Source organism: Blautia faecis (assembly GCF_027662325.1).
Classification (GTDB): Bacteria; Bacillota; Clostridia; order Lachnospirales; family Lachnospiraceae; genus Blautia_A; species Blautia_A faecis.
In genome coordinates this window covers 73,274-94,938 of record NZ_JAQDKY010000009.1, presented here as the reverse complement: position 1 = coordinate 94,938, position 21,665 = coordinate 73,274, and the positions used below count along the sequence as shown (strand labels likewise).

Here is a 21,665-nt window from a genome sequence, read left to right as displayed (position 1 = left end):
ATTCTAAGAATAGCTTCCCTTATATAGGAAAAATATTTGACAAAAAGGAGTGTTTCTATGAATATAAAATCCACAAACAAATCATCCTGCCAAAAACAGCCGCCACTACAGAATCCTTACAATGTTTTTTATAATAATTACATGAATACAAATGCTACTACAGAATGTACAGGACTTGGCTATCGTATGCCGGATAACTCGGAGGAATGGAATGCCTGCCGAGAGGTTTTCGATTTTCTTCCTGTACCATTTCCGGATTCGGAGGATACAAAGCAACAATGAAAAATTTCACAAAACTATTACTTGGCTCTTTGGTACTGTTCTCTCTGTCAGGATGTACTGCCGGTGATATGATCACCAGCTATACTTCTACATCTGATCAGAGTGAAACCACCTTACAGAACACTTCAGGAACACCCAAACAGCGTGTTTATATGGATGAAATCAAAGGAACCCTTAAGGATTTCACCGGTGCCACCCTGACTATGGAAAGTCAGGAACAAACTTACGTTTTTGATCTTTCTGAAGCAACTTTGGAATGCGAAGATGGCATGATCACTGGAGATGAAATCAGTGTCATTTATGAGGGTCAGCTCTCTAACAAGGATACCAGCACTGTAAAAGCATTGAAAGTAGTAGACGACTTTCACAAAAAGAATCAGCTGGAAGTACGAAAGGCCTATGGGGAAGTACAGAGTCTGACTCCAAATACCATTACCATAAAAAATAAAAAAGGCAAAACAGCCACCTATCCAATCACTGGAACAGAACAATATTATCAGAATGGCATCCGTACCGGTGTATGGGTATACATTCATTTTAAAGGCAAGTTTGCTTCCAGTCAGGATACCCAAAGTTCTTCTCTTAATGCCAGTCATCTGAAAGTACTAAGCATTTCAGATATTGATCCGCTTACACTTCCAGATCCAACACCAACACCAGATCCTGCACAAGTTCCTGCCGATGACTCAGCAAAAGAACAGCAGATTCATGCAGAAATTCAGAATATTTCCCTGAATACGCTCACAGTTCTTCCCTCTGGCTCTGATAGCACAATAAATGTAGATTTGTCTCAGACTCCTTCTTACTTTAAAGGTGGAACAGCACCAGGCTCCTATGTAACCATAACTTACACTGGACAATTTCAAGGAAATTCACTGGATGGTGTTACTGTTACAGCAGTCACCGGTGATGATCCGGATTCTCTTGGAAGCCGGGAAATTACCGGCTCAGTCAGCGGTACAATTATAGGCCATACAGCAAATACCGTCACACTTCAAACTGGCGATGGCGCAACCATAACCTGCTTTACAGAGGGGGCAAAGGATATCTCCACCAGTAATATGGAATCCGGCGCAGGTATCTGCATTACCTTTGATCCTACAAAATCCAAAAATTCCAACATTTATACATCTATCAAGATTCAGGACGCCTGAAGGTGTCCTGAATCCTTTTCTCTCCATCTGCCAGCCAGGCTCTCACATCCCCGGATTCTCCCAGAATGTCCATAAATGCCTGGTATTCATCCATTAAGCCCTTCCCATGTAAGACCATATAAGCTCCTGCATCACTTCCAAGAGCCACCTTTGCTCGGTACTTGTATGCCAGACGAAGGTTCTTTGCGGCCAGTTCTATAATAGGATCAAGCACTGATTCCTTATATCTTCCACATCCACGAAGATTTCGAATTGTCACAAGAGTAGGAACCCATACACTATCACTGTCAGCTAATTCTCTGATTGTTTCCGGATCAATATAATTTCCATGTTCTACCGAATCCACACCAGCTTCCACAGCTGCCTGTACGCCATAAATCCCATTGGTATGGCTCATCACCGCCATCCCTTCTTCATGGGCGATATGTACCATCTCACGGACTTCTTTCCTGTCTAAAGGCGTTCCGGTAATCTGTCCGTGGTTATTAAAATCCAGAAGTCCCGTGGTCATAATTTTAATAAAATCTGCCCCTTTGTTTTTCGCTTCTTTCAAAAGGACATGGTATTCTTTCATAGTGTCAAAACCTTTTCCCACTATAGATCCATAGTGTCCATTTTTATGGATGGCAAAAACAGGAGTACGATAATCAATTCCGTATTCCGGTGCCAGTCTCCTGGCTCTTTCTGATACTCCTAATGCATCTCCACCATCTCTTACAAATACAATTCCCAGCTCTTCATAAACTTTCAGATGTTTCCGTATCACTTCATCGTTTACATGATCCTTATGAATAGAAATTGCCTCTTTATAATTCAGTCCATCCATGATCAGGTGCGCATGACACTCTCCAAACATTTCTTCCTATAACACTGATTATCTTGAAAAATAATTCAGCTTTTCCTTTCTTCCGCAGAACGTGTTTGAAAAAGGTCTTCTGCAAGATGTGCATCACAATTTATGGGAGATTTTGTCCGGAGGAGGGCGTCGTAGCAGGCTACGACAACCGAATTCGGGCAAAATATACCGCAAAGTGGGGCGTACAGATTGTGGGAATGCTTTTTCAAACATACTCTGATACGGATTTTTTCCAATCCTCTTTTATTATTTATTACAACTATTCAGCAGGTGCTATTCCGCAAGGTGCTTTTGCGAAGGAACTGAACAGTTGCTATTTATTTTCAAAAAAGGCTCGAATTTCTTTCTCGGAAGCCTGCACAGAACCCTGTACAAAGAAAGGCTTACCGCCTCCTCTGCCATTCAATGCTGCATTCATCTCTTTCGTAAACTGACGTAAGTCTCCGTCTTTTTCTCCCATAGCATACTTATAGCTTCCATCTGCATTCCTGGAGAATACTACACAACGCCCCTTACAAACCTGTAAAATTGCATCTGCAAGCTTCTGAACGCTTCCTGCTTCCATTCCTTCCTGGAATAAAAGCACATTCTCTTTTTCTTTCCATTTAGCAGCTTCGCCAACGATAAATTCTTCTTCTAACGCATGTACTCTTCCCTTCAGAGCAAAATTTTCATCCTGAATCCTTGCTACCGCTGACGCTGTTTTGTCCATTTTCGCAGACAGCTTCACGGAAATCTGACGATTCTGTTCATTTATCATGTTCAGATAATCAAGCACTCGCTTACCTGACAGCATTTCCATACGAACCCCCTCACGGAATTTCACTACAGAAAGCAGCTTCACCATTCCAATTTCTCCAGTACGCGTCACATGAGTTCCACAGCATGCGCAGGTATCTGCTCCCGGGAAGCGCACAATACGAACCCATCCGGAAAGCTCTTTCTTACTTCTGTAATCCAGATTTTTAAGTTCCTGCTCTGTAGGATAAAAAATCTCAACTTCCTGATTTTCCCAGATAATCTGATTCGCTTTCGCTTCGATTTCGGCCATTTGTTCTTCATCCAGCATTCCGCTGAAATCGATGGTGATCACATCGCTTCCCATGTGGAATCCCACATTGTCATATCCAAATGCTTCATGTACCAGCCCACTTACAATATGCTCTCCGGAATGCTGCTGCATAAGGTCAAATCTTCTGCCCCAGTTAATTTTTCCTATTACATCCATACCAACTTCCAAAGGCCCATCTGTATAATGAACTAACTCTCCATCCTTCTCATGAACTTCCTTAACATTTATTCCGCCTAATATACCGGTGTCACTGGGCTGTCCGCCTCCTTCTGGATAAAAAGCTGTCTGGTTTAAAATTATTTCATAGCCTTTCTTGCTCTCACGACACTCCAACACCTTGGCGGTAAATTCTTTTTTATATACATCTTCATAATATAACTTTTTTGTATCGTACATAAATGCTCCTTCTTTCATAAATTAAACAGCAGGATTTATTTCTATCTTTTATTCACGAAACTGATTATAGTCTATTTATGCTCTTCCCGCAATTTTTATTTTTTCTTTGTATTTAGTCATTTCAGGACGTGTTCAAATATACCGCAATCTCCCACAAAGTGGGGCGTGCAGATTGCGGGAATGATTTTTCAAACACGCTCTAGCCCATCCGATATCTATGAATTCTCTCATGCAAGCATGGCTCATTCATGGTTTCCATCCGGGACTTTTATAGTAAAAACACCTTGCAAAATAGTACCAGCTGAATAATTACAAAATTTTTATTTATTTTTGAAGAACTTTATCAGGCAGTCGCGTTATAATTAGAGAACGGACAGGAAGGAGGCTGATAACATTTCACAGGAAGAATATCTGGAATATCTGATTGACCAATACCAGAATCTGATATATTCCATATGTCTGAAATCAGTAGGTAATCCTTTCGATGCAGAAGACCTCACTCAAGAGGTATTCCTGTCTGCCTACAAAAGTCTCGCCCACTTCGATGGGCTTTATGAAAAAGCCTGGCTTAGCAAAATTGCAGTACGCAAATGCCTTGATTTCCTAAAAGCTGCCGGACGCCGTTCAATTCCAACGGAAGATATTTATTTCTCACAGCTTCCTGATCTGGAGAATCATTCTTCCCCAGAGGAACAGTATCTGCAGTCTGATTCGGAACAGCAGGTATTTCGGATATGCAGCGGCCTGAAAAGTCCTTACAAGGAAATTGCCATTGCTCATTTCTGTAAACAGATGTCCGTAACAGAAATATCGCAAAAAGAAGGCAAAAACCCTAAGACCATTCAGACACAGCTATATCGTGCAAAAAACATGTTAAAAAAAATGTTGGCAGAAAGGAGCGATTAAATGCATATCAATAGTAATGACCTGAATAATTTTCAAAATGAAGAGATGAACACTGATGAAATCATTGCATTTCTGGAACATATGAAGCACTGCGACTACTGTCTTAACCAGCTTGCGGACGAATATACAGATCATGCATCCTCAGCTCCCGCCTGTCTGAAAGAAACAATTATGGAACGTGTTACAGCTCCTGATATTCAGATACAGAAAACAGCAGCGGATGCTACCTATAAAATGCGGTTTTTCTATGAGGGGCTCCGCACTGTAGTCGGAGTCGTACTTGCACTGGTTATGTTGTTCAGCCTTGGGCAAATGGACTTCGTCTCGCCTCAGCTTCCGCAGTCCACAGCCAAATCATCTGAAACGCGCCGGGAAATTAGAACTTCATTACGTAATTTTTCAAATGGAATTACAGATGGAATCTCTGATGCTCCCCAGAAAGTTGTCAACTACATTAATTCTATTTCAAATACAATAACAAACGGAGGTAACTAACATGCAAAAACAAAAAAAGGGATTCCTGCTTTTTATCTCTTCCCTGATTCCTGGTGCGGGAGAAATGTATATGGGATTCTTTAAGCAGGGAATCAGCATTATGACTCTATTCTGGGCTATTATCGCAATTGCCGGAGGGCTTAATATCTCCTCTCTGGTTATCTTTCTTCCTGTATTATGGTTCTACAGTTTCTTCCATGTTCATAACTTGAAAGAACTGCCGGAAGAAGAATTTTACGCGATAGAGGATAACTATATTCTGCATCTTGACCGTATATTTCAGAATAATATCAGGCTCTCGCAAAAACATATTAAAATTGCGGCAATTCTCCTGATTGTTTTCGGAGTTGCTGTTTTCTGGAATGGTTTCCGTGATCTGCTCTTCTGGATTTTACCAAATTCTCTGGCTATTATTATACAGGATATCATGTACCAGATTCCTTCTGTTATCATTGGAATTCTGATCATCGTTGCCGGTTATCAGCTTCTTACAGGAAAAATCAAAAGCATCTCTCCTGACGAAAAAGCTGATTGTAAAAAAGATGTGTCAGAACATTATTGGCAGCCATATCGTCCTTATCAACAGCCTGTTGATAACAGCGCTCCACAAATGAATACAAAATCAGCACCTGCCTCAACAGTGTCTTCAACAACACAGCCAGATCAGAATGCGGATAATGTAATAAAGAATACCGATATCAAAATTTCGGATACTACTTCAGTTCAACCATTCATTACTGCTGAGCCAGACAATAATTCTGCAAAATAGAGTAACTATTCCAATAAAAGTCAGGTATCTGCCACATAATATTTCTAATAACTTTACCGCCGATAAATTTATTTTATCGGCGGTATTTTTATTGAGATTTCTCCAAAAGCCAGCTTACTCTGAGTGCCATCAGTCTCCTGAACCAGCAATTTCCCATCTGGACAAATCGCTAATGCTCTGGCACTTCTGCTGCTTTTATTATCTGTAATTGTAATTTCATTTCCCGGAACAATATTATGTTCCACGTATTCTTCTGACAATTTCAATTCCCGGGTTTCTTCCAGAAGATAGTTCACAATCTGCGCTGCAAGGCGGTTCCTGTCCGCAGTTCTGGAGGATTGTTCATCTTCGTAGATTCCTCCGGCAATTTCCTGAAGCTCTTTGGGGAATTGTTCCTGCTCAACGTACAAGTTCAGCCCAATTCCTACAATTGCAAATTCTATATTTCCACTTTCAAAATCTGTGACCGCCTCTGTAAGAATACCACAAACCTTACGGTTATCCTTGTACAGGTCATTTACCCATTTAATTCCAAGTTTTACACCGCATACTTCTTTCACAGCCTTATACACTGCAGTAGCTGCTGCAGTAGTGATCAGAAGACTGCCCTCCAGTGTCCCCTTCGGTTCCAGAATAACACTGAGATAAATCCCATTGCCTTTAGGAGAATAAAACTCCCTGCCTCTTCGTCCTCTTCCTGCTGTCTGCTCCATGGCAACAACAAAAGAGCCGTGTCCAGCCATTCCGCTCACAGCCAGCTGCCTGGCCTCCAGATTGGTAGAGCTGATTGCATCAAATATTTTTATCTCAACCTGTGGATCCTCCAGAAAAAGTCTGATTCCCTCTGCTGAAATCAGATTACTCTCTCTTGCAAGCATATATCCCTTATTCGGTCCGGCCTCAATGGGGTATCCTTCCTGGCGCAGACTGTTCACAGCTTTCCAAACTGCGGCTCGTGTACAGGAAAGCTCCCTGCCAATATCCTCGCCAGATAAAGTTTCACCTTTATGCTGTTCTAATAACTCCAAAAGTCTGGATTTAACCGTCATGCTTTTATCCTTCATAATTCTCCAGGGCTTTTCTTAAAAAATCCCGGTATTCTTTTCGCACATTCTCCGGTGAAATCACTCTCACGCTATTTCCAAGGGCAGCAAGCCAGCCATAAAACTGTGTACTTACATTCACCTGTACCCTGGTGACGGAGTGCTCATTGTCCTTGGACATGATCATAATATCCTGCCCAAATCGATCAATCATTACACCAACAAGATGGTTTTCAAATTCCAGATTAACTTTCTCTTCACGGCCTCCAAACATTCCAAAAGTACCGGCAGCAAATCTGGCACTGTCAAATTTCCGGAAGAGTTCGGCACCATTTCTTGCTTCATTCTCTGTAAGGATCTTCAACATTTTGTCTACGCGGTAATGCTTCACAATGCCACTCTTCTCATCAACTCCTATCAGATAATAATTACCATCCTGCCATATCATCTGCCATGGACTGATCTGATAGCGAGCTCCACCTTTCTTCAAATGTTTCTCCTTGGACACTGTCCATTCTGTATACTGGAAGCTGATCTGTCTGTTCTGCGAAATTGCTCTGTGTATCTCATCTACATTATAATAAATGCTCTCGTTTGTATTCTTCACCTGATCCAGTACGATTGCCTGCCGCTGCAGGTCTTTGGCCTGATAAATACTGGTAAGGTGCTCCAGTTTCTGGATCAACTGCCGCGATTTCCCAACAGTAAGAAATCTGGAAAACTGAACAGCATCTACAAGAAGCTTCAGCTCTGCAGTCTCAAACTCACGGCTTGCAAGATAAAAACCTGACGGTCTCTCTCTTCGATTCATAATATCCATTCCAAACACACGCAAAGTCTCTATATCGTCATATATCGTCTTCCGCTCTGCATGAATTCCCAGACTCTCCAGATAGGAAATCAGATCTTTCACACTCATGGGATGTGCCTCATCTGTTTTCTCAGAAAAGACTCGCATAAGATATAAAATTTTCAGTTTCTGCTGGAAAGATTTTGGCATATCCTTACTCCTATTTATCTGTCAATACTGCTACGACTCCAGAATATAATACCATAAAAGCAAAGAGCAGAGCAATAAGATCTGCACCATGAAAATCATAATTAAAGATCATAGCTCCCCCGATCATGAGCTCCAATGTAATAAAAAGTCCCAGTATCATGGCTGTGCTCCCGGAAAATTTCCTGCCGCGGCTCTCCTGTGTATCCTCCATATATCCCTCTGCAAGGGCAGCTCTTCTGCTGTTAATATTTCTGCCTGATTTCCACATAATATCTCCTCCGTTTCCCAAACTCCAATATCATCCGCCATCAAATACCGAACGTATTTTCCGAACATATTTTCTTCATGAGACTAGTCTACCACAATATTAGTCCTATAAAACGGTATGAATCCATCATTTTCGAATATCTGTTCGCTTTTTGAGTAATAAAAAAACGTCTGAACCTGTTTTAAACAGAATCAGACGTTTTCCTTTTTACAAAATCTAAATGAACATGTCTACAGGCTTATTTATTCGCTATACTTTCATAGTAGTTAATCCACAAACATGTTTTTACATAAATCCAGCGAACACAGAAGCGGCAATAACAGTAAGAAGTCCGGCAACGGCAATTGCCAGGCTGCTCATAGCACCTTCTACAGGACCCAGTTCCATTGCCTTAGATGTACCTATGGCATGGGCTGAAGTTCCAAGTGCCAGACCTTTCGCGATAGGCTCCTCAATTTTTGCCACTTTAAGGACTGCCTCCGCAATCACATTTCCCAGCACACCAGTGATAATAATAACTGCAACAGTGATCGTAACAAGTCCGCCAAGTTCTTCCGATACACCCATTCCAATGGCTGTAGTAATGGATTTCGGAAGCAGAGTAACATACTCCGAATGGGAAAGTCCAAACAGCTTTGCAAAAATCAAGACGCTGACCATACTTGCAAGTACACCGGAAACAATTCCTATAACGACAGCTTTCAGATTCTTACGAAGCAGAGTAAGCTGTCTGTAAAGCGGTACCGCAAGACATACTGTAGCAGGAGTAAGCAGATAACTGATATACTGACCGCCTGCATTGTAGGTCTTATAATCCACCTGCATAAGCTGAAGCATTCCCATTACACATAGAATTGCAATCAAAAGAGGATTAAACAGCGCCATTTTAAACTTTTTCTTCAGCAAAAGACCGACCTCATATCCAGCCAGACTTAATGCCGCCCCGAAAAACAGGGAATTTTCTATAAAATTTATCATTTCTTATCTTTCCCCCTGTCCTTTCTGATCACAAACTGAGTACTGCGTCCAGTAACTACCATTACAATGACGGTTGTCAGAATTGTTATGAGCACAACAGGAAGCCAGATTGGCTGCAGATCACCCCACGCTTCCAAAAGTCCCACACCTGCAGGAACGAACATAACCGGCATAATTTCAACCAGAAAATCTGCTGCTTCCTCTACCTGCTCAAGTTTCAGAATTCCGCTTGCAAGTGCTCCAAGCATCAGCACAAGACCATATACACTGGCCGGTACCGGAAGAGGCAAAAGGATATGTAATCCCTCACCCAACGCTGAAACCAGCAAAATAATACAAAATTGCCTCAGATACTTCACTTTTTGTCTTCCTCCTCGCTGTCTCCACAAAGAAGTTCATTTGCAATTTCCAGATAAGGCTGAAGCTCCTCAAGAGAAGCCCTGCCATTTCGCTTCATCTTTGTAATCCCTGGATACTGTGCAGGGATGGATCTTGTCATATTTCTGTCACCGTAGATTTTCACCATATCTCCATTTTCCAAGGTATCCCCGGCAATTAATTTATCATTTTTGTTATAAATTCCTTCCTTGGGAATCGCTGCCTTGAAAACAGTTTTTTTATCCATATCTACGAATACCATTTCCTTCAGTATATCTCCGGCTTCCACATAAATAGCTCTTATGGCTTCATTTTCCAGACGGGCTTCCTCCTGTTTGTCTTTCTGTGCCTGTCTGGCAACCAGATTCCAGAACGAGCCGCCTACTACGCCAAAGATCACCAGAAGAATGACAATTCCTACAATGAATTTTACATCGATTTCTTTTTTCTCCACTGCAAATCCTCATTTCTTTCATGGCTTTTTCTTCTGCCCTATTATACATTATCTTGTTAAAATTGCAATGTCATCTTTCGACAATTCTCTCCCCTGTTTTTCCCAATTTTTCTACAACATAATTGTAAAACTGTGTTCTGGATATTCCTTTTTTCCACATTGCAACTGTTCAGAGCACGATTTTTTCCACCTGCCAGCTGCCGTTTTCCACGGTCATAACTGCCATGGTCACGTCTCCACCAAAGCGGCTTCTGCCGCAGCTTCCAGGGTTCAGCCACAGCCTTCCGTCAATTTCTTTTGCAAAATACTGATGACTGTGTCCAAAAATCACCACCTGGGTATCCCCTAACTCCCAGGCAACATCTTTCCTGTCATGAACCATAAAAAATTTCACATTTCCAACTGTAAAGTTCAAGCTTCTTCGCAGATTCTGTGCCCAGTATCCATCATTGTTTCCTCGCACTACATATAAAGCGCCCAATGATCTTATAGTATCCAGAAGCTCCGGTCTGTCCACATCTCCAGCATGAAAAATGCAGTCACAGGACTGTAATATGTCCAGAACTTCTGTCCGTAAAAGACCATGTGTATCTGAAATAATTCCAATTTTAATTCTCTTATTTTCTATCATTTCACCGTTCCTTATACCACATTCATCTATATTTTTTCAAAAAACAGCCTTTTCCTCAAAACAGACAGATTTTCCCATACTCGCCGTCAAATCCAGGTTTACAGATTACTTCTCTGTTTCTAAGTTTCCGAATGCCTGAAGCAATCATGTGACTACTTTCTTTCTCAATATCCGCAATGGGAATTTCCCTTAAAATATCAAATTCATTTCCCAGTTTCTGAAGCATCTTTTCATATTCACCAGTGACTGTTTTGGTGGTTACAGCCTTTCCAACACAGGCAGAAATCACCTCAGGAAGAGGTACAATGCTCTCAAAAGGTCTGGCATTTTTTCTCACAAACCCATTTTCTCTATCAGCCAGATCCATAATTCTGTGATTCACTCCCATAGTCAGTTTTTTCCCGCATACAGGACATATTCCATGATACTTTTCTGCTTCTTCCGGGCTCAGACAGATGTGACATTTTCTGTGTCCGTCATAGTGATATTTGCCCTCTTCCGGGAAAAATTCCAGTGTTCCAAGAAGACCTTTTCCATATTGGACAGCACCATAAAGTCCCTGATAGGACAATTCAATGTCCAGTAAGTTAGCCTCTCTTCCAAGCTTTGATGGAGAATGTGCATCTGAGTTTGAGATCAGCTGAAGTCCATCAAGTGCAGATAAACGCCAGTTCATAGGTGGATCTGAAGATAATCCCGTCTCCACAGCATGAACATATGAAGTAAGATCTTCAAAACATTCTTCCATGGTATCAAACCCTGAGGCGGCACCAAAAAGTCCGAAGTGGGGAGTCCAGATATGTGCTGGAACCAACATTCCATCGGCACAGTTTTCCAGTAAAATTTCCAGAAGATCGTGACAATCAAGTCCCAATATTGGCCTTCCATCTGAGTGAATATTTCCAATCTTTTCCAGTCTCCCAGCTATTTTATCTGCTTCTTCAAGGCCGGATAAAAGAAGTACATTATGCACCTTGCGGCACTTTCCATTCTTCTTATAGATAGAACTGATCTCCCCTGTAATTACGAAACGGGGAGCTCCCCCAGGAAGCATTTTCGCCTCTTCCAGCACATATTCATCTCTTAACCGATACAGTCCACTTTCTGCCGGAACCAGCTTTTCTTTCAGTTCCTCCCGCCAGGCAGGATGGGTAAAATCACCGGTTCCCACTAAAGAAATTCCTTTTTTTCTTGCCCACAGATCCAGATATTCCGGGGTTCCAAGCTTGCTTGTTGCCATGGAATATCTGGAATGAATGTGAAGATCTGCGATTATTTCCACTTAATTAACTCCATTTCAGTCATTTATATTTTGATTTGCAACTGCTCAAAATTCTCAAAACTATAGAAAAAAACACTTTCCAATGTGTTCTTTTTATTTCTTTTTATTTCTTTTTATACCAGTTTGTAATCCATTTTCCTGCTGCTGTCAGATTCTTTGAGGACCATTTTCCTGTATTACTGCAGCCGGATTTTATAAATGCAGAGCTTTCTGCCTTATTTGACAGGCTCCATGCCATATAGCTGATATTGTTTTTATCCAGGAAAGTCAGCCACTTTTTTGCTTCAGCTTTATCAAGTCCACCATTTCCAGAAGCATCACAGATACTAAACTCGGATACAAATAACGGCAGTCCTTTATCAAGGGCAGCCTGTGCTTTATCTCTCAGCCATTCCTTATGTGTTGCTGCGTAAAAGTGCAGGGTGTACATTACGTTTTTCCTGTATTTCTTACTAACCGGGGAAAGCGCAGCCTGATCTACATCCTGTGACCAGTTGGGCGTTCCTACCAGAATCACAGCTTTTTTGTCATAGGTGCGGATACCTTTTATAATCTTTTCAGCGTATTTTTTTATTGTACTCCAGGATGTTCCTCCATTTGGCTCATTACAGATTTCGTAGATCACATTGGTATTATTTTTGTATTTTTTTGCCATTTTTTTGAAAAACTTCAAAGCTTCTTTCTGATTTTGCTGAGGGTTTCCATCACTTAAAATATGCCAGTCAATAATCACATACATACCTGCATTTGTGGCATATTTTACACCGTTATCAATACACGCTTCCAGCTTACGCCGATTGGATGCATCCCCGGTACAATAGCCGTTATATTCAGCAGTATACATGGCAAGACGCACTGCATTTACCTTCCAGTTTTTCTTTATAAAAGTAAATGCACTTTGATTTACATACTCTGGATACCAAGACAGACCATGGGTGCTGATACCTCTAAGCTGTACTTTTTTCCCACTGCTGTTTACAAGCTGTGTGCCTTTTACCTGTAATCTGGGAAGCTTGGACGCAGCCGCTACCGGTACACAGAATGCACATAAAAATACAATTGCAATAAGCAAACCGAACCATTTTTTTCCTTTTTTTCTCATTAAAACCCCTCCTCCATTAATCTCCATCCGTTGTCTTTTAGCCACTTTTGTCTTTCCCGGTAATCTGGAAGGATCTTCTCAACTTCTTTCCAGAATGCCTGGGAATGGTTCATTTCCCTACGGTGGCAAAGCTCATGGACCACCACATAATCCAGCACCTCAGGAGGTGCCAGAATTAACAGCCAGTTAAAATTCAGATTTCCATTTGCGGCACAGCTTCCCCATCTTGTTTTCTGTTGACGCAGGGTAATTTTCCCATAGCTTACCCCTAACTTTTCTGCATAATATGCCACTCGCCTTGGAATTACCACGCAGGCTTTATTCTGCAGATGCTGTCTTTCCAGGGCAGACAGCTTTTGTACGTTCTCCTTCTGTGCATCTCTTTTCTGGATTTTTTCCAGATTTTTCAGGATCCATTCTTGTTTTTCTTCCACAAATTTCTGAATTTTTGCTTCGGAAAGACGGAGAGGCGCGCGTACAACAACACTGCCATCAGCCTTAATTTCCAGGCTCATAGTTTTGCGGCTGCTGCGGATGATCTGGTAAGAAATCTGAGAGCTCAGCATAGGATTTTCTCCATGTAAGCGTTCATCTGCTGCTCCAGTATTTCCATCTTTTCTCTGGTGTCTTTATCCTTATATTCCAACCGCTTTATAATCCTGGAAATATAATTCTTTTCTTTCATGATCTGCCATGTTTCCTTAAAATTCAGGTCATAATACTGCGCTGCATAGGACACCCAGTAATCTACGGACGTAATCCGGTCAGGAGATGAAACTGCCTCTTTTCTCAGGCAGGATTCCCATACCTTTGGAGATATTTTGCCCTCTCCGGCATGCTCCTGAGGGACACCGATCATAGCCTCCACAGAATCCACCAGCTTCACTCTGCAATTGTCCAGCTTGTCCGCATCGCGGATCATTTTTGCGTGGAAAAGAGTTCTTTCGTCCTGAATTCCTTCCAGCCTGAAATCACTGTGTCTGGCAATTGCCACGCGAATGATGTCATCATAGCTTCGGTCTTCTATGAATCTGCTGATCATCGGATTTTCTCCCTCAAATAACAGTTGTACACCGAATGCAGCGTGATCCATAGTGTCCGGTGAAAAGCTGTTATAAAGACGAAGCTGTTGGAATCTTCCAATATCGTGAAGCAGGGCAATAAGCTCTGCAAGCTGCTGGTCTTCCTCATTCAAATGCATTCTGTGACCAATTTCACGAGCACTTTTTACCACCCCATATGTGTGAATGATTTTTAATTTTATCTTTTCATCTTCTCTGTCATATCCATTTAAATAATCCTCGAAAACGCCTCTTGCATGTTTAAAATCTATCTTCAAAATGCCTTCCTTTCCGCTGTATCTTTTGCACATCCAGAGCGAATATTAAGTAACCGCTTTTGTCAATGTGCAGATACTGAACAGCAGCTCTTTTAATCCTTATTATAAACCACCTGGTTTTCTTTTCCAATAAAAGCGTCAGATTTTCGAAAATTTCTACAGACTTGCGAAGGTTTGACGCATAACGTATAATACAAGACAATGATAACATATATTAATTATAAGCAAACAAATTTCGCTATTGTTTACATTTCGTTACGGTTCACTGGTAACGTTCCGCGAGGCGTTTTTGTGAACAAAGTTCATAGATAACACAATTCTGCATGCTTCGTGAAGCTTGTGGATAATACTCATTTTCAGGGAGGATGCCATGGCAGATAAAATACCTGATATTTCACCAAACGTAGACGAAACCATGAAGGAGCTTGAAACCCATGGTTCTTTTGAGCTGCCAGTAGAAACTTATACAGATAATTGTGAGATTTTCCGCTCCTTATACAACCACTGGCATAAAGAAATGGAGATCATCTGTATTGACAAGGGAAACGGGCTTGCAAGGCTTAACCGGGAAACACTGCGTCTGAAAGAGGGAGATCTTCTCATTGTCAACAGCGGTGTTCTGCATGGAATCAAGTCAGATTCCAGACATATTTTATATTACAGAAGCGTGGTGTTTGACCTTAGCTTTCTGGCGGGTCCTGCAGGGGATCTCTGTCAGGAAAAAGTAATCTCCCTGCTTATGGAGAACCGGGCAGAATTCACCCATCTGATCACTCCTGCCAATGAAAATTATAATAATATTTTCCATCTTTTCTGCGAGATCCATAAATGCCACAAGGAAAAACCGCCCTTCTATTATATGAAGCTGAAAGGACTTTTCTATGGGCTTTTTTATGAAATGCTGGCAGGAAATTACATCATTACTACAGATGCCGAACAGAACAGGAATCTTTTATCTGTAAAAAAGGTCCTGGACTATATCAGTGCCCATTACCGTGAGCCTCTGTCTGTAAAGGAACTGTCCGGTCTTTCCAATTACAGTGAATTCTATTTTATGAAGCTGTTCAAACAGTATACCGGAAAAACAGCAGCAGCCTACCTGAATGACTACAGACTTGAAAAGGCAAAGTCCCTGCTTTTGCATACAGATGCATCTGTGACGGACATTGCTCTAGATGTAGGTTTTAACAATACCAGTTATTTTATAAAAAAATTTCAGGAAGCCAATCAGCTGTCCCCTCACAAATTCCGCAAAAAAATGTCATAACAGAACAGTTTTGTTGTATTTTTCTAAGAGATGCATATGCTAATATAACACCATCGAACAAAGGTGATGTCCACGGCATCAGGCATACCGGTGGATTTCAGACGAGCATCATTCACACGCTCTCGAAAGGAGAAAATAATTATGAAAGCTTTAGAAACTATGATCCAGAACATGTTCCACAAAGACTGCGCAGCATGTACCGACCAGGAAGTATACGAAGCACTTCTCACCTATACAAAAGAGCAGTTAGCTGCAAAAGGCTATCACGATGGCAAGAAAAAAATTTACTATATTTCTGCCGAATTTCTCATTGGTAAGCTTCTTTCCAACAATCTGATCAATCTTGGAATCTACGATGAGGTTGCAGAATTTCTGAAAAAAAATGGCAAATCTCTTGCAGAAATTGAATCTGTTGAGCCGGAACCATCTCTTGGAAATGGTGGTCTTGGACGTCTGGCTGCATGTTTCCTGGATTCTATTGCAACACTTGGACTTCCTGGAGAAGGTATTGGTCTGAATTACCATCTTGGACTTTTCAAACAGGTTTTTGAAGACAATCTTCAGCATGAAGTACCGAATCCATGGATCACTCCTGATTCCTGGCTGACTGCTACAAATGTAACTTATATGGTTCCTTTCAGAGGTTTTTCCCTGAAATCTACCATGTATAGTATTGATGTTGCAGGCTATGAAAACAAAGCGATCCACCTTAATCTTTTTGACATTGATCTGGCAGATGAGTCCATGGTTCATGATGGAATTACCTTTAACAAAAAGGATATTCTCCACAATCTGACACTGTTCCTGTATCCGGATGACAGTGATGAAGATGGACGTAAGCTTCGTGTTTACCAGCAGTATTTCATGGTCAGCAATGCCGCTCAGCTGATTCTGGATGAGGCAGTTTCCAAGGGAAGCAACCTTCATGATCTGGCTGATTATGCTGTCGTTCAGATCAACGACACTCACCCAAGTATGATCATTCCTGAGTTCATCCGCCTTCTTGGTGAGCGTGGAATTGACTTTGATGAAGCTGCTGAAATCGTTTCCCATGTATGTGCATATACCAATCATACAATTCTGGCTGAGGCACTTGAAAAATGGCCAATCCATTATCTGGAAGACATTGTTCCACAGCTGGTTCCGATCATCCGCAAGCTGGATGAAAAAGTAAAAGCCAAATATCCGGCTGAAAATCTTGCTATTATTGACAGCAATAATCTGGTTCATATGGCACATATGGACATTCATTATGGCTTCTCAATCAATGGTGTTGCAGCCCTTCATACAGAGATTCTGAAGAACTCCGAGCTGCATCAGTTTTATGAAATTTATCCTGAAAAATTCAATAATAAGACCAATGGTATTACTTTCCGCCGCTGGTTAATGTATTGCAACCAGCCACTGAACAAGTTTATTTCTTCACTTATTGGAGAGGGTTATAAGAAAAATGCCGATGAACTGAAGAAGCTTCTGGCTTACAAAGATGACCAGAAGGTTCTGGATCAGCTGCTTGAGATCAAGACAAATGCAAAGAAGATCTGCAAGGATTTTGTTCTGGAAAATACTGGCATCGAGATTGATGAAAACAGTGTTTTTGATATCCAGATCAAGAGACTTCATGAGTATAAACGTCAGCAGTTAAATGCTCTTTATATTATTTATAAGTATCTGGAAATCAAAGACGGAAAGAAACCGGAAAGACCGATTACTTTCATCTTTGGTGCAAAAGCAGCTCCTGCTTATTACATTGCAAAAGATATCATTCATCTGCTTCTGACTCTGGAAACCCTGATTCAGAATGATCCGGACGTAGCACCTTATATGAAGCTTGTTATGGTGGAAAACTACAATGTAAGTGCTGCTGAAAAACTGATCCCTGCCTGCGATATTTCCGAGCAGATTTCCCTGGCTTCCAAGGAGGCAAGCGGTACCGGAAACATGAAGTTTATGCTGAATGGTGCTATTACTCTTGGTACTATGGACGGAGCAAATGTTGAGATCAGCGATCTGGTTGGCAAGGATAATATTTATATCTTTGGTGAGTCCAGTGATGAAATTATCAAGCATTATGAGAAGATGGATTACAATTCCAGAGCAATTTATGAGGGAGATGCTGATATTAAAAAGTATGTAGATTTTATTGTCAGCGAGCCGATGCTGAAGCTTGGTAAAGAGGAACATCTGAGAAACTTCTATAACGAGCTTTTGAATAAAGACTGGTTTATGACTTTGCTGGATCTCAAAGATTATATTAAAGTTAAAGATCAGGTATTTGCAGATTATGAAGACCGTAACAGCTGGGCAAAGAAAATGCTTGCAAATATCGGTGAGGCAGGATTCTTCTCTTCTGACAGAACCATTGCACAGTATAATAAAGATATCTGGCATTTAAACTAAAAAGTGCATCCCGCGGCAGTATATATAACTGCCGCGGGATTTTTTTATAACAATATTCACATTTTCACTCTGAAGTATTACTTTTTTCTGTTACTGTCTGCAGAGTCAACAGTGATCTTTTTCCCATTACTGTTCACTGGTAACGTTCCGCGAGGCGTTTTTTGTGAACAAAGTTCACAGTAACCTTTTTTCCTAAGTTCTTACAAAATAAAGCAGCATAAACTTGCAAAATCGAGGATTTCCAATTACAATGAATACATCATTCATGAAAGGATTTTACAAAATGACAAAGGAAGAACTCGCTCTTGAAGTGATAGATCGATTAAAGAAAGAATACCCCCTGGCAGATTGCACTCTTGATTACGACGAAGCCTGGAAACTGTTGGTAAGCGTACGGCTGGCAGCACAGTGTACCGATGCCAGAGTCAATGTTGTAGTGCAGGATCTGTATGCCAGATATCCGGATGTAGCCGCACTTGCAGCTGCTGCTCCTGAAGAAATTGAAGCGATTGTAAAGCCTTGCGGACTGGGAAAAAGTAAAGCCAGAGACATCAGCGCATGCATGAAAATCCTGCATGAAAAATACCATGACAATGTTCCATGTGACTTTGACGCTCTTCTCGCCCTCCCTGGTGTAGGACGCAAAAGTGCCAATCTGATCATGGGCGATGTATTCGGTAAACCAGCTATTGTCACTGATACACACTGCATTCGTCTCACCAACCGGATTGGCCTTGTGGATGGAATCAAGGATCCTAAGAAAGTTGAAATGGCACTGTGGAAAATCATTCCGCCGGAAGAGGGAAATGACTTCTGTCACCGCCTGGTAAACCACGGACGGGAAGTCTGTACTGCCAGAACCAGGCCTTATTGCGACAGATGCTGTCTCGCTGATATCTGCGCAAAAAACGGAGTAGACTAAAGCAAAGGCTTTCTGCAGGATATGCAGGTTTTAAAGCTCCCTATAAAAAGGAAGCATTTTCGCCCGGATATTTTCTCGAAAATGCTTCCTTTTACGGTTATTCTCCCACACTTCTTCTCAACGCAAACATAAAAATCTTCTCAAATCCCACACTCACTGCAATAATGACAATTGTCCATGCAAACAGGTCTGGTGTCTCCAGATACACCTTGGCTTTGTATAATTTTTCACCGATGGAACCAGCTGGAATGCCGATTACTTCAGCCGCAATTCCCGCTTTCCAACAGAGACCAAGTCCCAGTTTACAGGCAGTAACTGCATATGGCATAACCTGGGAAAGATAGATAAATTGTAATTTTTTTCCCACTCCCGCTCCAAAGGAATCTGCCATCTCCAGAAGCTGTTTGTCCGTCTGCCTGATTCCTTCCAGAATATTTGTATATACCACTGGAAAAACCATGAGAAACGAAATAAAAACGGATAAGTTTCTGGATGGGATCCAAATCAGGCACAGAATGATAAAAGAAGCAACTGGCGTAGCTTTTATCACCATGATCAATGGCTCCATCAGCACTTCCACAGCAAAAAAAGCAGAAGAAAGCGCCGCCAGAACCGTTCCCAGGATCAAAGCCAGAGAAAATCCCAGTATAATCCTTACGAAACTGAACACCACAGATTTCCAGAAATCTCCCATTACAATCAATTCGGTAAGTCTCTTTATAACAGAAACAGGAGATGCCAGAAGGATCTCCTGTTTCAGCCACATACTGGTCAGCTGCCATACCATAATCCATACAGCAGCTGCCACAATTTTATAAAATATCCGATATTTTTTTGCCTTATCAGCGTTTATAATAGAAGTCCTCATCTGGTAACTGACCTCCGATTGTTTCCGGATTCTGCTCATTTAGTGTGTTCAGATAGCCGGAAAGAATGGTCTGCATTTCGTCGCCCTCCATGAATACAATACTGCATTCCGGAATGGCTTTTGCTGCAACTTCTGCCGGAATAATATCATGGTTTCCAATGATCTGGGCAGCTGCTTCTGTATCAGAATTTACAAATTCTACAGAGTCCTTATATGCATCCATAAACGCATCAATATCTGCTTCATGCTCTTTCAGATAATCATTTCTGGCAATTACAACACCTGTTACCAGCCTGCTTCCATCTGTTGCAGAAGACTCCCAAAGCTCATTCAGGTCAAGGGCCACACGAAGGTTCTCATTCTTCATAAGTGCAGTGGTTACAAAAGGCTGTGGAAGAAGTCCAACTGCTGTCTGGTCTTCTGCAAGCGCTGCTACAACCTCTGCATGCTCAGACTTGTACTCAATGGTCACATCCTTCTCCGGATCCAGTCCATTAGACTTCAGAACAGAGTTTAACGCATACTCCGGAGTCGCACCTTTACCACTGGCATAGATCGTTTTTCCCTTTAAATCATCTACAGACTGGATGGAATCACCATTCTCCACCAGATAAAGAACACCAAGAGTATTTACTGCCAGAACGCTGACGTTTTTATCTGTTTTCTGATATAAAACGGAGGCTAAATTGGATGGAACAGCTGCTACATCTACCTGTCCCTGAACGATCATTGGGACAATTTCATCTGGAGATGCAGCAAGGGAAAACTCGTAATTCTCATCGTCCAGAAGCTGTGCCATTCCCATTGCAGTAGGACCCTTCAGTGCCCCAATTTTCATTACAGAACTGTCTGAATCCGTCTCATCAGCCGGCTCTTCTGATGTCTCATCTGCCGCTTCCGTTTCTTCCTTCTGTTCTTCTGCCAATACAATATTTGCGCTTCCAATACCTCCAGCCATTGTTCCAACACCAAGTGCAGCTGCCATAAACCATGATAATGCTCTTCTCTTCATAGAATGTCCTTTCCGGATCTTTACCTGATCCCATCAGTTCGTAATAGGTTACTGTTCACTGGTAACATTCCGCGAGGTGTTTTTTGTGAACAAAGTTCACAGAAAACCCGAGAGTTGCGGCGCGAAATCATGCAAAGCATGATTTCTGTGCATCGCGAAGCGTGTTACTGTGAACGGAGTGAACAGTAACCGTAATAGAAACTATACTGCTACAGCAGTCAGATATTTGTCTCTTGGATTTATAGTCAAACTATATGCGTCATAATCATTATCCAGATCAAAACATGGAATTCAGGAAAAAGAGAAATTCAGTTTCGTCACAGTCAAAATAATCCGGTTCTACCCATATCATGCTTTATACTGCCTGAAGAAAAGGGTCAGACTGTCCAGGGCCTTGGCAAGGACAAGCGCTTCCTTCTCGTCCAGTACATCAAGCACTGCATCTGTCATTTTGCGGTGAAATTCCGCATGGTGATGATATGCCTTTCTTCCTTTCAGGGTGAGATGGATAAATACCACACGGCGATCCTGCTCACTTCGCTCCCTTGTGGCGTATCCCTTTTTTACAAGGCTGTTCATGGAAGTAGTCAGGGAACCTACGGTGATATTCAGTTTGGCCGCAATGTCGGACATTTTGTTCCCACCAAGGCCTACAGCTTCAATAATATGCATATCATTATTCGTGATATCCTTATATTCTTCCGTAATGATTGCCTGCTCTTCCAGCTCCATAATCTCGTTAAACAGATGTACCAGTACATCATTAATAACTTCCCTGTTCTCCACTCTTT

General features: G+C 41.6%; 24 protein-coding genes and 3 pseudogenes. 10 read left to right on the top strand and 17 right to left on the bottom strand.

Annotation, left to right across the window (positions count from 1 at the left end; all coding sequences use genetic code 11):
• Nucleotides 1-57 precede the first annotated feature (57 nt).
• Nucleotides 58-282: a hypothetical protein gene (locus tag PGQ38_RS06710; protein WP_118578827.1), complete on the top strand. Its 225-nt coding sequence runs from the start codon at nucleotides 58-60 to the stop codon at nucleotides 280-282.
• Nucleotides 279-1,436, top strand: coding sequence for a hypothetical protein (locus PGQ38_RS06705; RefSeq protein WP_187566132.1), 1,158 nt, complete (start codon nucleotides 279-281; stop codon nucleotides 1,434-1,436). The genes PGQ38_RS06710 and PGQ38_RS06705 overlap by 4 nt, the downstream gene beginning before the upstream one ends.
• Here the strand turns inward: PGQ38_RS06705 and PGQ38_RS06700 are convergent.
• Together PGQ38_RS06700 and PGQ38_RS19800 are read right to left on the bottom strand one after the other, a co-directional pair.
• Nucleotides 1,417-2,292, bottom strand: coding sequence for an amidohydrolase family protein (locus PGQ38_RS06700; RefSeq protein WP_187566131.1), 876 nt, complete (start codon nucleotides 2,290-2,292; stop codon nucleotides 1,417-1,419). The two genes, PGQ38_RS06705 and PGQ38_RS06700, sit on opposite strands and share 20 nt — an antisense overlap.
• Before the next feature lie 35 nt (nucleotides 2,293-2,327).
• Nucleotides 2,328-2,501, bottom strand: coding sequence for a DUF6783 domain-containing protein (locus PGQ38_RS19800; protein WP_334298329.1), 174 nt, complete (start codon nucleotides 2,499-2,501; stop codon nucleotides 2,328-2,330).
• Between PGQ38_RS19800 and PGQ38_RS19795 the strand changes: the two are divergent.
• Nucleotides 2,418-2,726: pseudogene (locus tag PGQ38_RS19795) on the top strand (DUF6783 domain-containing protein); the annotation flags it as partial. The gene PGQ38_RS19800 and the pseudogene PGQ38_RS19795 sit on opposite strands and share 84 nt — an antisense overlap.
• Here PGQ38_RS19795 and PGQ38_RS06695 read toward each other — a convergent pair.
• Nucleotides 2,648-3,760, bottom strand: a pseudogene (locus PGQ38_RS06695) (alanyl-tRNA editing protein); the annotation flags it as partial. The pseudogenes PGQ38_RS19795 and PGQ38_RS06695 overlap by 79 nt on opposite strands.
• On the opposite strand from PGQ38_RS06695, the gene PGQ38_RS20495 reads away from it, so the two are divergent.
• From PGQ38_RS20495 to PGQ38_RS06680, 4 genes are all read left to right on the top strand, one after another.
• Entirely contained in the window at nucleotides 3,752-4,069 is a 318-nt protein-coding gene (locus tag PGQ38_RS20495; protein ID WP_373119321.1) for a DUF6783 domain-containing protein, read from the top strand. The pseudogene PGQ38_RS06695 and the gene PGQ38_RS20495 sit on opposite strands and share 9 nt — an antisense overlap.
• An 84-nt stretch (nucleotides 4,070-4,153) precedes the next feature.
• A complete protein-coding gene (locus PGQ38_RS19790) occupies nucleotides 4,154-4,666 on the top strand; it encodes an RNA polymerase sigma factor (RefSeq protein WP_118578819.1) in 513 nt (170 codons plus the stop codon).
• Complete coding sequence (locus PGQ38_RS06685; RefSeq protein ID WP_270431100.1) at nucleotides 4,667-5,161, top strand: hypothetical protein; 495 nt, start codon at nucleotides 4,667-4,669, stop codon at nucleotides 5,159-5,161. It abuts the gene before it with no gap.
• A 1-nt stretch (nucleotide 5,162) separates the two neighbouring features.
• A complete protein-coding gene (locus PGQ38_RS06680; RefSeq protein WP_148462183.1) occupies nucleotides 5,163-5,930 on the top strand; it encodes a hypothetical protein in 768 nt (255 codons plus the stop codon).
• A 68-nt stretch (nucleotides 5,931-5,998) separates the two neighbouring features.
• Here the strand turns inward: PGQ38_RS06680 and PGQ38_RS06675 are convergent, their stop codons facing one another.
• The 11 genes and pseudogenes from PGQ38_RS06675 to PGQ38_RS06625 form a co-directional block, all read right to left on the bottom strand.
• The gene (locus tag PGQ38_RS06675; protein WP_306797064.1) at nucleotides 5,999-6,994 is read right to left on the bottom strand and encodes a biotin--[acetyl-CoA-carboxylase] ligase; all 996 of its coding nucleotides are present in this window, start codon (nucleotides 6,992-6,994) and stop codon (nucleotides 5,999-6,001) included.
• On the bottom strand, nucleotides 6,984-7,973 hold the full coding sequence (locus tag PGQ38_RS06670; RefSeq protein WP_173734981.1) for a helix-turn-helix transcriptional regulator: 990 nt from the start codon (nucleotides 7,971-7,973) through the stop codon (nucleotides 6,984-6,986). Before PGQ38_RS06670 ends, PGQ38_RS06675 begins: the two co-directional genes overlap by 11 nt.
• Nucleotides 7,974-7,983: 10 nt before the next feature.
• Nucleotides 7,984-8,241, bottom strand: a complete 258-nt coding sequence (locus PGQ38_RS06665) for a hypothetical protein (RefSeq protein WP_148462181.1) — start codon at nucleotides 8,239-8,241, stop codon at nucleotides 7,984-7,986.
• Nucleotides 8,242-8,526: 285 nt separating this feature from the next.
• Nucleotides 8,527-9,219, bottom strand: a complete 693-nt coding sequence (locus tag PGQ38_RS06660) for an LrgB family protein (protein WP_148462180.1) — start codon at nucleotides 9,217-9,219, stop codon at nucleotides 8,527-8,529.
• A complete protein-coding gene (locus PGQ38_RS06655) occupies nucleotides 9,216-9,578 on the bottom strand; it encodes a CidA/LrgA family protein (protein ID WP_118578807.1) in 363 nt (120 codons plus the stop codon). The genes PGQ38_RS06660 and PGQ38_RS06655 overlap by 4 nt, the downstream gene beginning before the upstream one ends.
• Nucleotides 9,575-10,051 carry a hypothetical protein gene (locus tag PGQ38_RS06650; RefSeq protein WP_118578805.1) on the bottom strand — a complete coding sequence of 159 codons (477 nt, stop codon included), beginning with the start codon at nucleotides 10,049-10,051 and terminating at the stop codon, nucleotides 9,575-9,577. The genes PGQ38_RS06655 and PGQ38_RS06650 overlap by 4 nt, the downstream gene beginning before the upstream one ends.
• Before the next feature lie 169 nt (nucleotides 10,052-10,220).
• Nucleotides 10,221-10,682, bottom strand: a complete 462-nt coding sequence (locus PGQ38_RS06645) for a metallophosphoesterase family protein (RefSeq protein WP_118578803.1) — start codon at nucleotides 10,680-10,682, stop codon at nucleotides 10,221-10,223.
• A gap of 58 nt (nucleotides 10,683-10,740) precedes the next feature.
• Nucleotides 10,741-11,922, bottom strand: a pseudogene (locus PGQ38_RS06640) (endonuclease Q family protein); the annotation flags it as partial.
• Nucleotides 11,923-12,067: 145 nt separating this feature from the next.
• Nucleotides 12,068-13,066, bottom strand: a complete 999-nt coding sequence (locus PGQ38_RS06635) for a glycoside hydrolase family 5 protein (protein WP_204452820.1) — start codon at nucleotides 13,064-13,066, stop codon at nucleotides 12,068-12,070.
• Complete coding sequence (locus PGQ38_RS06630; RefSeq protein WP_226814855.1) at nucleotides 13,066-13,632, bottom strand: M48 family metallopeptidase; 567 nt, start codon at nucleotides 13,630-13,632, stop codon at nucleotides 13,066-13,068. Before PGQ38_RS06630 ends, PGQ38_RS06635 begins: the two co-directional genes overlap by 1 nt.
• A complete protein-coding gene (locus PGQ38_RS06625) occupies nucleotides 13,626-14,405 on the bottom strand; it encodes an HD domain-containing protein (protein ID WP_319017282.1) in 780 nt (259 codons plus the stop codon). The genes PGQ38_RS06630 and PGQ38_RS06625 overlap by 7 nt, the downstream gene beginning before the upstream one ends.
• A gap of 370 nt (nucleotides 14,406-14,775) precedes the next feature.
• On the opposite strand from PGQ38_RS06625, the gene PGQ38_RS06620 reads away from it, so the two are divergent.
• The 3 genes from PGQ38_RS06620 to PGQ38_RS06610 all read left to right on the top strand — a co-directional run bounded on the left by PGQ38_RS06620 (nucleotide 14,776) and on the right by PGQ38_RS06610 (nucleotide 18,994).
• On the top strand, nucleotides 14,776-15,672 hold the full coding sequence (locus PGQ38_RS06620; protein WP_226836606.1) for an AraC family transcriptional regulator: 897 nt from the start codon (nucleotides 14,776-14,778) through the stop codon (nucleotides 15,670-15,672).
• A gap of 141 nt (nucleotides 15,673-15,813) precedes the next feature.
• Complete coding sequence (locus PGQ38_RS06615) at nucleotides 15,814-18,072, top strand: glycogen/starch/alpha-glucan phosphorylase (RefSeq protein WP_187566124.1); 2,259 nt, start codon at nucleotides 15,814-15,816, stop codon at nucleotides 18,070-18,072.
• Between the two features lie 283 nt (nucleotides 18,073-18,355).
• On the top strand, nucleotides 18,356-18,994 hold the full coding sequence (locus tag PGQ38_RS06610; RefSeq protein WP_173715838.1) for an endonuclease III domain-containing protein: 639 nt from the start codon (nucleotides 18,356-18,358) through the stop codon (nucleotides 18,992-18,994).
• Nucleotides 18,995-19,091: 97 nt separating this feature from the next.
• Here the strand turns inward: PGQ38_RS06610 and PGQ38_RS06605 are convergent, their stop codons facing one another.
• The 3 genes from PGQ38_RS06605 to PGQ38_RS06595 all read right to left on the bottom strand — a co-directional run bounded on the left by PGQ38_RS06605 (nucleotide 19,092) and on the right by PGQ38_RS06595 (nucleotide 21,660).
• Nucleotides 19,092-19,862 carry an ABC transporter permease gene (locus PGQ38_RS06605; RefSeq protein WP_148462177.1) on the bottom strand — a complete coding sequence of 257 codons (771 nt, stop codon included), beginning with the start codon at nucleotides 19,860-19,862 and terminating at the stop codon, nucleotides 19,092-19,094.
• Complete coding sequence (locus PGQ38_RS06600) at nucleotides 19,837-20,874, bottom strand: ABC transporter substrate-binding protein (RefSeq protein ID WP_148462176.1); 1,038 nt, start codon at nucleotides 20,872-20,874, stop codon at nucleotides 19,837-19,839. Before PGQ38_RS06600 ends, PGQ38_RS06605 begins: the two co-directional genes overlap by 26 nt.
• A gap of 348 nt (nucleotides 20,875-21,222) precedes the next feature.
• Nucleotides 21,223-21,660, bottom strand: a complete 438-nt coding sequence (locus tag PGQ38_RS06595) for a MarR family winged helix-turn-helix transcriptional regulator (protein ID WP_330382748.1) — start codon at nucleotides 21,658-21,660, stop codon at nucleotides 21,223-21,225.
• Between the last annotated feature and the right edge of the window lie 5 nt (nucleotides 21,661-21,665).

Coding starts and splice junctions, on each gene's coding strand:
- PGQ38_RS06710 (WP_118578827.1), top strand. CDS start 58: ATGAATATAAAATCCACAAACAAATCATCCTGCCAAAAACAGCCGCCA.
- PGQ38_RS06705 (WP_187566132.1), top strand. CDS start 279: ATGAAAAATTTCACAAAACTATTACTTGGCTCTTTGGTACTGTTCTCT.
- PGQ38_RS06700 (WP_187566131.1), bottom strand. CDS start 2,292: ATGTTTGGAGAGTGTCATGCGCACCTGATCATGGATGGACTGAATTAT.
- PGQ38_RS06685 (WP_270431100.1), top strand. CDS start 4,667: ATGCATATCAATAGTAATGACCTGAATAATTTTCAAAATGAAGAGATG.
- PGQ38_RS06680 (WP_148462183.1), top strand. CDS start 5,163: ATGCAAAAACAAAAAAAGGGATTCCTGCTTTTTATCTCTTCCCTGATT.
- PGQ38_RS06675 (WP_306797064.1), bottom strand. CDS start 6,994: ATGAAGGATAAAAGCATGACGGTTAAATCCAGACTTTTGGAGTTATTA.
- PGQ38_RS06670 (WP_173734981.1), bottom strand. CDS start 7,973: ATGCCAAAATCTTTCCAGCAGAAACTGAAAATTTTATATCTTATGCGA.
- PGQ38_RS06665 (WP_148462181.1), bottom strand. CDS start 8,241: ATGTGGAAATCAGGCAGAAATATTAACAGCAGAAGAGCTGCCCTTGCA.
- PGQ38_RS06660 (WP_148462180.1), bottom strand. CDS start 9,219: ATGATAAATTTTATAGAAAATTCCCTGTTTTTCGGGGCGGCATTAAGT.
- PGQ38_RS06645 (WP_118578803.1), bottom strand. CDS start 10,682: ATGATAGAAAATAAGAGAATTAAAATTGGAATTATTTCAGATACACAT.
- PGQ38_RS06635 (WP_204452820.1), bottom strand. CDS start 13,066: ATGAGAAAAAAAGGAAAAAAATGGTTCGGTTTGCTTATTGCAATTGTA.
- PGQ38_RS06630 (WP_226814855.1), bottom strand. CDS start 13,632: ATGCTGAGCTCTCAGATTTCTTACCAGATCATCCGCAGCAGCCGCAAA.
- PGQ38_RS06620 (WP_226836606.1), top strand. CDS start 14,776: ATGGCAGATAAAATACCTGATATTTCACCAAACGTAGACGAAACCATG.
- PGQ38_RS06615 (WP_187566124.1), top strand. CDS start 15,814: ATGAAAGCTTTAGAAACTATGATCCAGAACATGTTCCACAAAGACTGC.
- PGQ38_RS06610 (WP_173715838.1), top strand. CDS start 18,356: ATGACAAAGGAAGAACTCGCTCTTGAAGTGATAGATCGATTAAAGAAA.
- PGQ38_RS06605 (WP_148462177.1), bottom strand. CDS start 19,862: ATGAGGACTTCTATTATAAACGCTGATAAGGCAAAAAAATATCGGATA.
- PGQ38_RS06600 (WP_148462176.1), bottom strand. CDS start 20,874: ATGAAGAGAAGAGCATTATCATGGTTTATGGCAGCTGCACTTGGTGTT.